The organism is Pseudomonas sp. PB120 (assembly GCF_009761815.1).
In the GTDB taxonomy this organism is placed as follows: Bacteria; Pseudomonadota; Gammaproteobacteria; order Pseudomonadales; family Pseudomonadaceae; genus Aquipseudomonas.
The window spans coordinates 30,765-44,112 of sequence record NZ_RWIN01000050.1; the positions used below are offsets into that span (position 1 = coordinate 30,765).

Annotated in this window: 15 protein-coding genes; 9 read left to right on the forward strand and 6 right to left on the reverse strand. The window is 60.0% G+C overall.

Going from position 1 to position 13,348, the window contains the following annotated elements:
• Positions 1-23 precede the first annotated feature (23 nt).
• The 3 genes from EJA72_RS10535 to EJA72_RS10545 form a co-directional block, all read right to left on the reverse strand.
• Positions 24-545 carry a hypothetical protein gene (locus EJA72_RS10535; protein ID WP_157711405.1) on the reverse strand — a complete coding sequence of 174 codons (522 nt, stop codon included), beginning with the start codon at positions 543-545 and terminating at the stop codon, positions 24-26.
• Positions 546-713: 168 nt separating this feature from the next.
• A complete protein-coding gene (locus EJA72_RS10540) occupies positions 714-2,075 on the reverse strand; it encodes a sensor histidine kinase (protein ID WP_157711406.1) in 1,362 nt (453 codons plus the stop codon).
• Positions 2,062-2,787, reverse strand: coding sequence for a response regulator transcription factor (locus EJA72_RS10545; RefSeq protein WP_157711407.1), 726 nt, complete (start codon positions 2,785-2,787; stop codon positions 2,062-2,064). Before EJA72_RS10545 ends, EJA72_RS10540 begins: the two co-directional genes overlap by 14 nt.
• Before the next feature lie 213 nt (positions 2,788-3,000).
• On the opposite strand from EJA72_RS10545, the gene EJA72_RS10550 reads away from it, so the two are divergent.
• The 4 genes from EJA72_RS10550 to EJA72_RS10565 all read left to right on the forward strand — a co-directional run bounded on the left by EJA72_RS10550 (position 3,001) and on the right by EJA72_RS10565 (position 7,722).
• Positions 3,001-5,754 (forward strand): response regulator, encoded by a 2,754-nt coding sequence (locus EJA72_RS10550; protein ID WP_178129243.1) that lies wholly within the window; start codon positions 3,001-3,003, stop codon positions 5,752-5,754.
• Between the two features lie 59 nt (positions 5,755-5,813).
• Positions 5,814-6,806 (forward strand): 2-hydroxyacid dehydrogenase, encoded by a 993-nt coding sequence (locus EJA72_RS10555; protein ID WP_157711408.1) that lies wholly within the window; start codon positions 5,814-5,816, stop codon positions 6,804-6,806.
• A gap of 77 nt (positions 6,807-6,883) precedes the next feature.
• Positions 6,884-7,318 carry a hypothetical protein gene (locus EJA72_RS10560; protein ID WP_157711409.1) on the forward strand — a complete coding sequence of 145 codons (435 nt, stop codon included), beginning with the start codon at positions 6,884-6,886 and terminating at the stop codon, positions 7,316-7,318.
• A complete protein-coding gene (locus EJA72_RS10565; RefSeq protein ID WP_157711410.1) occupies positions 7,318-7,722 on the forward strand; it encodes an META domain-containing protein in 405 nt (134 codons plus the stop codon). The genes EJA72_RS10560 and EJA72_RS10565 overlap by 1 nt, the downstream gene beginning before the upstream one ends.
• Positions 7,723-7,891: 169 nt before the next feature.
• Here the strand turns inward: EJA72_RS10565 and EJA72_RS10570 are convergent, their stop codons facing one another.
• Positions 7,892-8,359 (reverse strand): TlpA disulfide reductase family protein, encoded by a 468-nt coding sequence (locus tag EJA72_RS10570; protein ID WP_157711411.1) that lies wholly within the window; start codon positions 8,357-8,359, stop codon positions 7,892-7,894.
• A gap of 114 nt (positions 8,360-8,473) precedes the next feature.
• On the opposite strand from EJA72_RS10570, the gene arsC reads away from it, so the two are divergent.
• The 3 genes from arsC to EJA72_RS10585 are packed head-to-tail and all read left to right on the forward strand — an operon-like array spanning position 8,474 to position 9,847.
• Complete coding sequence (gene arsC, locus EJA72_RS10575) at positions 8,474-8,827, forward strand: arsenate reductase (glutaredoxin) (protein WP_157711412.1); 354 nt, start codon at positions 8,474-8,476, stop codon at positions 8,825-8,827.
• Entirely contained in the window at positions 8,824-9,420 is a 597-nt protein-coding gene (gene wrbA, locus EJA72_RS10580) for an NAD(P)H:quinone oxidoreductase (protein ID WP_178129245.1), read from the forward strand. Before arsC ends, wrbA begins: the two co-directional genes overlap by 4 nt.
• Before the next feature lies 1 nt (position 9,421).
• Complete coding sequence (locus EJA72_RS10585; RefSeq protein WP_178129247.1) at positions 9,422-9,847, forward strand: DUF2069 domain-containing protein; 426 nt, start codon at positions 9,422-9,424, stop codon at positions 9,845-9,847.
• Between the two features lie 99 nt (positions 9,848-9,946).
• On the opposite strand, the gene EJA72_RS10590 is transcribed toward EJA72_RS10585, so the two are convergent.
• Complete coding sequence (locus EJA72_RS10590) at positions 9,947-10,621, reverse strand: DNA-3-methyladenine glycosylase I (RefSeq protein ID WP_157711413.1); 675 nt, start codon at positions 10,619-10,621, stop codon at positions 9,947-9,949.
• A gap of 131 nt (positions 10,622-10,752) precedes the next feature.
• Entirely contained in the window at positions 10,753-11,577 is an 825-nt protein-coding gene (gene ttcA, locus EJA72_RS10595; RefSeq protein ID WP_157711414.1) for a tRNA 2-thiocytidine(32) synthetase TtcA, read from the reverse strand.
• Positions 11,578-11,980: 403 nt separating this feature from the next.
• Between ttcA and EJA72_RS10600 the strand changes: the two genes are divergently transcribed.
• Positions 11,981-12,583: a Yip1 family protein gene (locus EJA72_RS10600; protein WP_157711415.1), complete on the forward strand. Its 603-nt coding sequence runs from the start codon at positions 11,981-11,983 to the stop codon at positions 12,581-12,583.
• Positions 12,584-12,744: 161 nt separating this feature from the next.
• Positions 12,745-13,239, forward strand: a complete 495-nt coding sequence (locus EJA72_RS10605) for a SprT family zinc-dependent metalloprotease (protein ID WP_010457127.1) — start codon at positions 12,745-12,747, stop codon at positions 13,237-13,239.
• Positions 13,240-13,348 lie beyond the last annotated feature (109 nt).

The window sequence follows — 13,348 nt, forward strand, 5'->3', positions numbered from 1 at the left end:
AGTTACATTCGGGCTCCGTCGGCTCATGCTTGAATGCTGACGGAAAGGTCATTCCGGGATGAGTGGGAGAAATAGGAAAGCGCATTGATGGCCTGATTGGCACGTACCAGTGCCTTGGTAACGCCCATGAACGATTCTTGGTACCCATAGATAGGCCATGTGCGCGCGTAGGCTTTATTATCATCCAGCATCTGATTGAACATGGCGATAGCATTATACTTGACGTCTTTTTCAGTCTGGTGGCCATATTTATCTGTCGTCATGTTTCCTGAGATAAACATACAGGCCACATGATCGTCTATCAGATTCAACTCACCGAGCTTCGATCCAATCTGCGCAAGTTCATTGGTACTTATCGATGTAAAATCGCACCCCCTGATCAAATCTTTCAATTCAGCAATTGAAGACTTGCCCCCCAAGCTCAACACATCCGCAGCCACCTGAGCGTTGGTTATCGTAAAAGCGTTTTTTGTCTCTCGAGGGTTTTTAATGAAATAGGCATCAGCCTGCATTGATAAAGGCGGCGTTCTTATCGTGATTTTCATTGACGACACTCCTTGGGTTATGACCACAAGTTGAATATCGACTACCACAGTAACGCCTTGAGGGCTTGCTGTTAAATTCAGAAACTTCCTACTTCAAAATCTATTATCTCGTAGGACACATCCGATGAAGATGTACGAATGCACTAACACTCTGCTTATTTCAACACACTAAACAGGCGATTGATCAGCCACCAAACGCATGTTCAGCCGCAGACCTTGCCCGGCGTTCTCCGCACTCAAACTGCCGCCCTGCCGGCGCACGGCATTCCTAGCAATACTCAACCCCAACCCAAACCCGCCATCCCCCGGACGTGAACCGTCGAGACGGGTGAACGGCAGGAAGATCCGTTCCAGATCCGCTTCAGCCACCCCGCCCCCCTGATCCTCCAACCACAGATGCCAGTAGTCGCCCTCACGCCTTCCACCAAGGTGCACGACGCCGCCCTTGGGTGAATGCCGAATCGCATTGCGCAGGATGTTTTCCAGGGCCTGAGCCAGGGTGTTGAGGTGGCCGCGTACCCAGCAGGACGAATCCACCGAGCACTGCAATTGCCCTTCCGGCCAGCAGCTTTCATAACAGGCGTTTTCAGTGAGCATTTCCCACAACGCCTGGACCTGGATCGCTTCATCGGGCAACGGGGTGCGTTCGGTGTCGAGCCAGGCCAGTTGCAGCGTGTCTTCCACCAGCCGTTGCATGCCATCGACTTCGCGACCAATGCGCTCGCGCAATTGTTCCAGGCCTTGTTCGCTTTCACTGGCGACCCGCAGGCGACTCAGTGGCGTGCGCAATTCGTGGGAGAGATCGCGCAACAATTGCTGTTGCAGGGCCACGGTGCTTTGCAAACGTTCGGCCATGTGATCGAACGCCCGGCCCAGTTCGCCCAATTCATCGGAGCGCTTAGTGGTGCTGCTCGACATCCGCACATTCAATTGATCGGCGCGCCAGGCGTTGGCCTGCTCTCGCAAGGTGTTGAGCGGGATCACCAGCAAACGATAGAGGCCGACGCACAGCAGCAAGGTAAACAATCCCGGAATCACCCCGTTGGTGATCACGCGCCAGAACACCCGATAGTGCCCGGGCACAAAACGTTTCGGCAGTTCGATCACCAGGGCGCCAGCAGAAGGGTTCTGGGGAAACGGCACGCGCATCCATGGCAGGCCTTTCTTGTGGATGGGCCAATCCAGGCCGCGCAGAAAAGTCAGGTGCTCGATTTCCTTTTCCGTCAGCGGCTGGCTGCTCAAGGATTGCAGGTCACCGCCAATGACGCCGACCCAACCCTTCTCGCGATGCTGCATGCTCTGCAACCAGTTATCGACGCCCTCACGCTGTCCCTGCCGCCATGCCTGGTCGGCCTCGGCGGCATAGCGCGTCAGGGTGCCGCGAGCCTCATCGGACAGGAACTGGTTGCGCTCCTCCATGTAGCGGCCCCAGGACCAGCTCAACCAGATCATCAGCAAACAGAACGCCACCAGTAAACAGGCAAGCTTCCAGAACAACGAGTGTCGGCCCGGCAGGTCAGACCATTTCATCGGCAGCACTCAGCACATAACCCTTGCCCCACACCGTGCGCACTTCCCGCTCGATGTAGCCGACGGCCTTGAGTTTGCGGCGAATCTGGCTGATGTGCATGTCCAGGCTGCGGTCATGGGCCGCGTAACCCCGTTGCAACACGTGCTGATAAAGGAAAGCTTTGCTCAGCACTTCGTCGCTATTACGGTTCAGCGTTTCCAGCAAGCGGTATTCGCTGCGGGTCAGGCCGGCGGCCTGCTCGCCATAAAACACGTCGCAGAGTTCATCATCAAACCGCAGGCTGTCCGCTGAAGGCTCGATCAACGTCGGCGCTGGCCGGCGATCAAGCGCCACCCGGCGCAGGATCGCTTCGATGCGCACCCGCAGCTCGACCATGCTGAAGGGCTTGGGCAAATAGTCATCGGCGCCCAGTCGAAAGCCACTGATGCGGTCCGCCTCGGCGCCCAGGGCCGACATCAAGACCACCGGCGTGGTGTGGCTCTGGCGCAACTGCGTCAGGACATTCAAGCCGTTCAGCCCCGGCAGCAGGATATCCATCAGCACCACGTCGAAGGCTTGCTCACGGGCGATGTCCAGCCCTTCCTTGCCGTTCTGGCACCAGGTCACCTGGAAGCCGCAACGCCCCAGATGCTCATGGACGTAAGCCCCCAGCACGAGGTCGTCTTCGATGGAAAGAATCCGGGGATGATGTCCAACAGAGATGGGAGTCATGACTATCTGCAAATAATTCTCAGTTGTTGATTATTCAAGATTGCATCGCCAGGGGCAACCCAAGGTTGCCCCGCAGCGTAAAAGCGCTGAGCTGGACGCCGAGTGACGACATCAACTTTACGAAGAATGCCCGCAAGCAAATCGCTACACTGCCTTTGCGAGGCGTACCGGACGTACGTGCAGGTCATTAATAGCTGGATGCAGGAGAGAGGCGTGCTCAAGAAACTGGGAATTAAAGGCCGCGTGCTGTTGCTGACCCTGTTGCCAACCACCTTGATGGCGTTGGTGCTGGGCGGCTATTTCACCTGGATGCAGCAATCGGACCTGCAATCCCAACTCATGCAGCGCGGTGAAATGATCGCCGAGCAACTGGCACCGTTGGTGGCCCCGGCCATGGGTCACAAGGACAATGAACTGCTGGAGCGCATTGCCACCCAGTCGCTGGAACAACCGGACGTTCGCGCCGTGTCGTTCCTCGCTCCCGACCGCACGCTGCTGGCCCACGCCGGCCCGACCATGCTCAACCAGGCGCCGGTCGGCAACAGCGCGCAGATGTTGCGCCGCAGCGGCAATGACGCCACCCGCTACCTGCTGCCGGTGTTCGGCAAACACCGCAACCTGGCCGGCGAGTTGATACCGGATGAAGCCGAGCGCCTGCTGGGCTGGGTCGAGCTTGAACTGTCCCACAACGGCATGCTGCTGCGCGGTTACCGCAGCCTGTTCGCCAGCCTGTTGCTGATCGGCGCCGGCCTTGGCGGCGCGGCATTGCTGGCGTTGCGCATGGGCCGCACCATCAATCGGCCGCTGAGCCAGATCAAGCAAGCGGTGGCGCAACTCAAGGACGGCCACCTCGAAACCCGGCTGCCGCCCCTTGGCAGCCAAGAGCTGGATGAACTGGCGTCCGGTATCAACCGCATGGCCGGCACCCTGCAAAACGCCCAGGAAGAATTGCAACACAGTGTTGATCAGGCCACGGAAGACGTGCGCCAGAACCTGGAAACCATCGAAATCCAGAACATCGAACTGGACCTCGCTCGTAAGGAAGCGCTGGAAGCAAGCCGGATCAAGTCCGAGTTCCTGGCCAACATGAGCCATGAAATCCGCACCCCGCTCAACGGCATTCTCGGCTTTACCCACCTGCTGCAAAAAAGCGAGCTGACCCCGCGCCAGCTCGACTACCTGGGCACTATCGAAAAATCCGCCGACAGCCTGCTCGGCATCATCAACGAGATTCTCGATTTCTCGAAAATCGAGGCCGGCAAACTGGTACTCGACCATATTCCGTTCAACCTGCGCGACCTGCTCCAGGACACGCTGACCATTCTGGCCCCCGCTGCGCACGCCAAACAGCTGGAACTGGTGAGCCTGGTTTACCGCGACACGCCGCTGTCGCTGGTGGGCGATCCGCTGCGGCTCAAGCAGATCCTCACCAACCTGGTGAGCAACGCCATCAAGTTCACCCGTGAAGGCACCATCGTCGCCCGGGCCATGCTTGAAGAAGAACATGAAGACAGCGTGCAACTGCGCATCAGCATCCAGGACACCGGCATCGGCCTGTCGAGCCAGGATGTGCGTGCGCTGTTCCAGGCGTTCAGCCAAGCCGACAATTCACTGTCCCGACAACCCGGCGGCACCGGTCTGGGACTGGTGATTTCCAAGCGCCTGATCGAACAGATGGGCGGCGAGATCGGCGTGGACAGCACGCCAGGGGAAGGCTCGGAATTCTGGATCAGCCTCAGCCTGCCCAAGACTCGCGACGATGCCGAAGACCTGCCCGGTCCGCCGCTACTCGGGCGCCGGGTGGCCGTCATGGAAAACCATGAGCTGGCGCGTCAGGCATTGCAGCATCAACTGGAAGACTGTGGCCTCGAGGTGACGCCGTTCAAGACCCTGGAAAGCCTGGCCAATGGCGTGACCGGAGCGCATCAGACCGACCAGGCGATTGACCTGGCGGTGCTGGGAATCACCAGCAACGACATGCCGCCGGAGCGCCTCAACCAGCACATCTGGGACCTCGAACACCTGGGCTGCAAAGTGCTGGTACTGTGCCCGACCACCGAGCAGACGATGTTTCATCTTTCGGTGCCCAACCCCCACAGCCAACTCCAGGCCAAACCGGCCTGCACCCGCAAGCTGCGACGGGCCTTGTCCGATCTGGTCAACCCGCGCCAGCAACGCAGCGACCCGGCCGAACCCGTGTCGAGCCGCGCGCCGAAAGTCCTGTGCGTCGACGACAACCCGGCCAACCTGTTGCTGGTGCAAACCCTCCTTGAAGACATGGGCGCCAAGGTGCTCGCAGTGGAAAGCGGTTATGCCGCGGTCAAAGCGGTGCAGAACGAAACCTTCGACCTGGTGCTGATGGACGTGCAAATGCCCGGCATGGACGGGCGCCAGAGCACCGAAGCGATCCGCCAGTGGGAAAGCGAGCGCCATTGCACACCGCTGCCGATCGTCGCCCTGACCGCCCACGCCATGGCCAACGAAAAACGCGCGCTCTTGCAGAGCGGCATGGACGACTACCTGACCAAGCCGATCAGCGAACGGCAACTGGCGCAGGTGGTGCTGAAGTGGAGCGGCCTTGCGCTGCGCAATCAGGGGCCGGAACGAGCCGGCGACAGCCACATCGGCGCGGCGCAGTTGCAGGTACTCGATCACGAAGAAGGTTTGCGCCTGGCCGCCGGCAAAGCCGATCTGGCGGCGGACATGCTGGCCATGTTGCTCGCCTCGCTGGAAGCCGACCGCGAAGCCATCCGCTTTGCCCGCGATACCGACGATCACAACGCGCTGATCGAGCGCGTCCATCGGCTGCACGGCGCAACCCGCTATTGTGGCGTGCCGCAATTGCGCGCCGCCTGCCAGCGCAGTGAAACCTTGCTCAAGCAACAGGACCCGCGGGCCTACAGCGCACTTGAAGAGCTTGACCGGGCGATCAACCGACTGGCGGCCCAGGCCCGTATCAATGCTTGATTCAGCGCAATGGTGCTGATCGGCTGGAGCGTTATGTTCGAGATTTCCAGGAGGACACCATGCGCACGATTCTTTTCAGCAGCCAGACCTACGACCGCGACAGTTTTCTGGGCGCCGACTTGCCCACCGGCATCGAACTGCACTTTCAACCGGCGCGACTGAGCCTCGATACGGTGGCGCTGGCGGAGCATCACGACGTGGTGTGCCCGTTCATCAATGATGACCTCAGCGCGCCCGTGCTTGAACGCCTGGCCGCTGGCGGAACGCGGCTGATCGCCCTGCGCTCGGCCGGTTACAACCACGTCGACCTGGCGGCGGCGAAACGCCTGGGGCTGGAGGTTGTGCGCGTTCCGGCCTATTCGCCGCACGCCGTGGCCGAACATGCGGTGGCGCTGATCCTGTCGCTCAACCGCCGCCTGCATCGTGCCTACAACCGCACCCGCGAAGGCGACTTCAGCCTCCACGGGCTGACCGGTTTCGACCTGGTGGGCAAAACCGTGGGCGTGGTCGGTACCGGGCAGATCGGTGCGACCTTCGCCAAAATCATGAACGGCTTCGGCTGCCAGTTGCTGGCCTACGACCCTTTCCCCAATCCGCTAGTCGAGGCCCTCGGCGCCCGTTACCTGGACCTGCCCGAGCTATTGGCCGAATCGCACATCATCAGCCTGCACTGTCCACTGAATGAGCAAAGCAAGCATTTGATCAACCGCGAATCGCTGGCGCACATGCAGCCCGGCGCGATGTTGATCAACACCGGACGCGGCGGCCTCGTGGACACACCCGCGCTGATCGACGCACTAAAGGATGGGCAACTGGGTTATCTGGGGCTGGATGTGTATGAAGAGGAAGCACAGCTGTTCTTCGAAGACCGCTCAGACCTGCCGCTGCAGGACGATGTGCTGGCGCGCCTGCTGACCTTCCCGAATGTGATCGTCACGGCGCATCAGGCGTTCCTGACCCGGGAAGCACTGGGTGCCATTGCCTCGACCACCCTGCAGAACATCGCGGCCTGGGCGGCGGGCACCCCGCAGAATCGTGTGAAGGACAACTGAACCAGATCGAAGGTCATCGGCCTGCGCCATCCTGCCTTGATGTCCGTGCTAGCATGCCGCGCATATTTGGAGGACCCATGGTCGAACACGATTTCCGCTATAACCTGATGAACCCGCAACACACCCTCACGGAATGCCGCGCCCTGGTGCCGGGGCGTTATCAAGTCACCGGCAACGGTGGCTCGATTCGCAACAACGACGTGCTGGTCGTGACCCTCAAAGGCAGCAAGGACTTGTCCATGCGCCTGACCGTTGAAACGGTTCGCCACTTGATCAACCCGCCCGGCCAATGGGTAGCGGTAGCCAGTGGTCCGGTGTTCGGCGAATTGGCGATCCACACCTGGAAAGTCAATTGCGACAGCTGCGCCAAAGAGCTGAGCTTTGAGTTTGCGGTTGACGCAAAACTGGGCAACAAGGCCGAAAAGCCTGCCGCCACTGCGCGGATCGCCGAGTTGGGCTGGACCACCGTCGGCGAAAAGCACCTGTGCCCGAAATGCCAGGAGCCCGCGTGATGAAACGCCTCGCTCTGACCGCATGGGTCGGCGCCAGCCTGCTGGGCTGCGCCGCCGAGCCGGTGCAATTGCAACAAAACCGCAGCTACATTCTTGAGTGGATCGGCGAACGTCCGTTGATGGACTACAGCCACCTGACCATCACCCTGGGTGAAGACGGCCGGGCTTACGGTAATGGCGGCTGCAACCATTGGTTCGCGCCGTACACGCTGGAAGGCGACAAGCTGAGCTTCGGCAAAGTCGGCAGCACCCGCAAACTGTGCGCACCAGCGCTCATGGAACAGGAAAAGCGTTTCCTCCAGGCCCTGGAAAACGTGCAGCGCTGGGACGTTTCGCCGATCGACCAGATGCGCTTCTGGCCGGCGGAAGGCAAGCCGCTGCGCTGGTGGCTTGAAGAGGGTTGATAACCCTCAACTGAATAATTGTGGCGAGGGAGCTTGCTCCCGCTGGGCTGCGAAGCAGCCCTGAACCCAAACACCGCGCTCTGTCAGGCACTCCGCATTTTACGATTGCTGTGCAATCGAGCGGGAGCGAGCTCCCTCGCCACAGGTGCAAGCGCCAGTTAACGCGAAGTCAATTCTTCGCCTGCAACGCTTCAAGCTTCGCCATCACCCCCGCCGCTGTCTGCTCGCCCATCAACTGTTCCCGCACCTTGCCTTTGTTATCGATGATGTACGTCACCGGCAACGCCTCACTGCGGGGCAAGTCGAAAAGCTCCGCCGGGTCCGACGCCAGTACCGTGAACTGGATGCCCAGTTTTTCGCTGGCGCTTTTCAGCTCTTCGCCCTGCACATTGTCGAAGTTGACCCCGAACACACCGATCTTTTTGGCCTTGAGCTGATCGGCCAGCGCGTTCAACTGCGGGATTTCGGTCCGGCAGGGCCCGCACCATTCGGCCCAGTAATTGAGCACCAGCCATTGCTTGTCCAGACGGTCGGCGGCGACTTTGTGGCCGTTCTGGTCGATGCCATAGTCATTGCCGCAGCCCCCCAGCATCAACGTGCCGATGATCGCCAATGCCGCTGCCAGTCGTCTTCCCATGTCGTAATCCCTGTGAAAAATTGAATGCGCCTGCGACCCATCGCCTCCCAAGGTTCTGGATTGCGCGCTGCACAGTTAGAATAGCCGTCACCTTACGCAAGATGCGACCCGCACATGACCGATCTGACGCTTTATCACAACCCGCGCTGCTCGAAATCCCGCGGTGCGCTCGAACTGCTCGAAGCCCGTGGCCTGACCCCGACGGTGGTCCGTTATCTGGAGACCCCACTCGACGCAGCGCAGATCCAGAGCCTGCTGGGCAAACTGGGCGTCAGTGCCCGCGAACTGCTGCGCACCGGCGAAGAGGACTATAAGACCCTCAACCTGGCGGACAGCAGCCTGAGCGAGGCGCAATTGATCGCCGCCATCGCCGCACACCCCAAACTCATGGAGCGACCGATACTCGAAGTCGGCGACAAAGCCGTCATCGGCCGTCCGCCGGAGAACATCCTGGAGTTGCTGCCGTGAGTGCACCGTACATTCTGGTTTTGTATTACAGCCGCAGCGGCTCGACCAACGAAATGGCCCGGCAGATTGCCCGGGGTGTCGAGCAGTCCGGAATGGAAGCGCGCCTGCGCACGGTGCCGGCGATTTCCACCGAGTGCGAAGCCGTGTCGCCGGATATCCCGGACGACGGCGCGCTGTACGCCAGCCTCGATGACTTGAAGAACTGCGCGGGCCTGGCCCTTGGCAGCCCGACGCGCTTCGGCAACATGGCGGCGCCCCTCAAGTATTTTCTCGATGGCACCAGCAACCTGTGGCTGACCGGCGCCCTCGTCGGCAAACCGGCCGGAGTGTTCACGTCCACCGCCAGCCTGCACGGCGGCCAGGAAACCACCCTGTTGTCGATGATGTTGCCGCTGCTGCACCACGGCATGCTGATCACCGGCCTGCCCTATAGCGAATCAGCATTGCTGGAAACCCGTGGCGGCGGCACGCCCTATGGCGCCAGCCATCACGCCGGCGCCGATGGCAAAAGCGGCCTGAACGAGCATGAAGTGGCCCTGTGCCGAGCCTTGGGCCTGCGCCTGGCGAAAACCGCGCAAAAGCTGGGGAACTGACGTGGCCAAAAAGCCGAAGATTCTGCCCTCCATCGAATGGCTCGAACCGCGAGTCCGGGCGATGCGCGCCATCAGCCTGCTGTGTTTTCTCGGGCTGGTGGGATTGCTCTGCGTCTACTACCTGGTGGTCGCCGACCTGCACGGTGCGCGGCCGTGGGTGATTCTGCTGATCGAACTGGTGCCATTGCTGTTGCTGGCGCCGGGCATGATTGTCGGCAGCGCGCGCGGGCATTCGTGGATGTGCTTTGTGGTGAACCTGTACTTCATCAAAGGCGCACTGGCGGCGTATGACCCGAACCGGCAGCTGTTTGGTTTGCTGGAGATGGGCGCGAGCCTGGCGGTGTTCTGCTCGGCGCTGTTGTACGTGCGGTGGCGGTTTCAGTTGAATCGCAAGTTGGCTGGCGAGGGCGAGATTTCCGTCGCCTGATCTGACGCCATCGCGAGCAGGCTCGCTCCTACAGGGGATTTATGATCGACACAAATCCAAGGTGGGAGCCAGCCTGCTGGCGAAAGTGACAACCCGGTCTCAATGATTGACGGTGTAAGCCAGCATCATCGAAATCTGGCTCATCGGTCGCCCGCCGCTCTCTTCATGCCACTGGTTGAACACGCCCTGCACCGTGGCCAGATCCCGCAGGCTGGTCGGCACCTTGTCGACAATCTTCTGTGCATTCAACGCCGCCACCACGTCATAACTCGGCACAAACGTGTCCTTGCCGACCATCCGCAAGAAGCGCGGCGCCGACAACCCGCCCAGTTGATGGCCGCGTTTTTTCAGGAATGTCCACAGGCCAACGATATCGGTCACCGGCCAGTCGGCGAGCAACTCACCAAAGCTGCCCTTCTCATGCGCCACATCCAGCACGAACTGCGCATTGCGCGGCACGCTCTTGAGCTTGCCCAGGTGGCGGATAATTCGCGCGTCCTGCATCAGGCGCTCCAGGTGTTCGGCGCTCATCAGCACGACTTTTTCCGGGTCGAACTTGAAGAACACTTCTTCGAACGCCGGCCATTTCGCGTCCACCAGGCTGTGCTTGAGCCCGGCGCGAAACACGCGCAACGCCATGGTCGAGAGGTAGCGATCATCACTGATCTTGCGCAATTGCGCCGGGGTCTTGGGAACGGGCAGATGGGCTTCCAGTTCAGCTGCTGAACCGAAGCGGTTCAGGCAGTATTCGTGCAGCCACTTGTAATCGCGCATGCCCTTTCCTGATGAGTAAGTAAGTTGACCCATGTGGGACCCAGCCTGCTGGCGATGGCGGCGGATCAGTCGACAATCAGGTGTCTGACCCACCGCTATCGCCAGCAGGCTGGCTCCCACAGTGATTGGGTTTAGAGGTTTACGACATTGACGAAGCGCGACGCCGCGCTTTCATCGATTTTCAAACTGGTGAAGTCGAACAGGTTACGGTCCGCCAGCTGCGACGGAATCACGTTCTGCAGGCTGCGGAAAATGCTCTCGGTACGGCCCGGGGTCTTGCGCTCCCACTCCTGCAGCATGTCCTTGACCACCTGGCGTTGCAGGTTTTCCTGGGAGCCACACAGGTTGCACGGGATGATGGGGAATTGCTTAAGGTCCGAGTACGCCTGAATGTCTTTCTCATTGCAGTAGGCCAGCGGACGGATCACTACGTTGCGGCCGTCGTCGGCGCGAAGCTTGGGCGGCATGGCTTTGAGCGAGCCGTTGAAGAACATGTTGAGGAAGAACGTTTCGACGATGTCGTCGCGGTGATGACCGAGGGCCATTTTGGTCGCGCCGATTTCATCGGCAAAGGTATAGAGCGTGCCGCGACGCAGGCGCGAACACAGCGAGCAGGTGGTCTTGCCTTCCGGGATCAACTCCTTGACCACCGAGTACGTGTCTTTCTCGACAATGTGGTATTCGACGCCCAACGCTTTCAGATAGGCCGGCAGCACGTCTTCGGGGAAGCCCGGCTGTTTCTGGTCCATGTTCACGGCCACGATCTCGAATTTGATCGGCGCGACCTTCTGCAAGTGCATCAGCACGTCGAGCATGGTGTAGCTGTCCTTGCCGCCGGACAGGCAGACCATGACCTTGTCGCCGTCTTCAATCATGTTGAAATCGGCAACAGCCTCGCCGGCCTGGCGGCGAAGGCGCTTTTGCAGTTTGTTCTGGTTGACCGTAAGAGTGCCCATGACGCGAATCCGTGAGGTGTGACGAAAGGCCGGCATTTTACGCAAAAACCCGCCGCCGGCGAAGGGGGCGAGCAAACCCTGTGGCGAGGGAGCTTGCTCCCGCTGGGTCGCGAAGCGGCCCCAAAACCATCGAACTCGCTGTATCAGGCACAAAGCGTCAGTCGTTTTAACGACTGCTGCGCAGCCGAGCGGGAGCAAGCTCCCTCGCCACAGAGGATTGAGCAAGTTCCAGCGGCGATTAACAGGGCCTTTTACAGCGCAATTTGCTCTAAGCCTCTATTAGAAGTCCTTTCTATACTGCGACTAAGGTCACCGACATAACCAGACCTGTTACTTACTTGGCCACTTTGGCCCGTAAGCGCTCCACTGGGGGGCGACGGTAAAAACAAGAGGAGTGAATGGCATGATCCATCACGTAGTGGGGCTCTTCACCCACCCGGACCAGGAATGGAAAGAAATTCGTGGCGATCAGGAGGAAAGTATCAGCCACATGTACCTGACGCACACGTTGATTCTGGCGGCGATCCCCGCCATCTCGGCGTTTATCGGTACCACGCAGGTCGGCTGGGTGATTGGCAGCCGGGCACCGGTGATGTTGACGCAGGAAAGCGCGCTATGGATGACGATCATGTCGTACGTGGCGATGCTGGGCGGTGTTGCGGTCATGGGCGCGTTCATCCACTGGATGGCTCGCACCTATGACGCGAACCCGAGCCTGGCACGGTGCGTAGCGTTTGCAACCTATACCGCGACCCCGCTGTTCGTCGGCGGCCTTGCGGCGCTGTATCCACACATGTGGCTTGGGATGATCGTCGGGACGGCGGCCATCTGCTACACGGTTTACCTGCTGTATGTGGGGCTACCCACTTTCATGAACATTCCATCTGACGAGGGATTCCTGTTTTCCAGTTCGGTACTCGCCGTCGGCCTGGTGGTGCTGGTTGCCATCATGGCGTTCACGGTGATTGTCTGGGGACTCGGCGTGGGGCCGGTCTATACGAATTAGAAATACGTACACCCAAAAAAGCAGATCTGCCAACACAGGGCCGCCGCAAGGCGGCCTTTTAATTCTTCAGCCTTTAGAGCAGCAGCGACCATTCGGCGCCTGAGCGATTCGCAAGGCCCCAGGGTTGCGGCATACTCGACGTCTCTGGAGATCCATCAAGCATGCCCGAGCAACTCAATACCCGCGTCGAAGACTGTTACCAATTAGCCGAATCCTTTTTCAAACGAACTTTCAAACGCCCCGTGGTGAGCCTCAAGCTGCGCGGCCAGAAAGCCGGTGTCGCGCATTTGCACGAAAACCTGCTGCGCTTCAATCCGCAGCTGTATCGGGAAAACACCGAAGACTTCCTCAAGCAGACCGTGGCCCATGAGGTCGCGCATCTTATTGCTCATCAGCTGTTCGGCGACCGTATCCAGCCCCATGGCGAAGAATGGCAACTGATCATGCGCGGTGTGTATGAACTGCCGCCCAATCGTTGCCATACCTACGACGTCAAACGCCGCAGCGTGACGCGCTATATCTACAAATGCCCGTGCGTCGACAGCGATTTCCCGTTCTCGGCCCAACGTCATGGTCTGGTGCGGCAGGGGCGGCGGTATTTGTGCAGGCGGTGTCGCAGCACGTTGGTGTTTAGTGGGGAGATGCGGGTCGAGTAGCCCGCATTTGTGTTGCCTGGGCTGGCCCCATCGTCGGAACGCCGCCCGGAGCCGGCTCGCTCCCACATTGGATATATGTCATGCCGAAAGTCCCCTGTGGGAGCGAGCC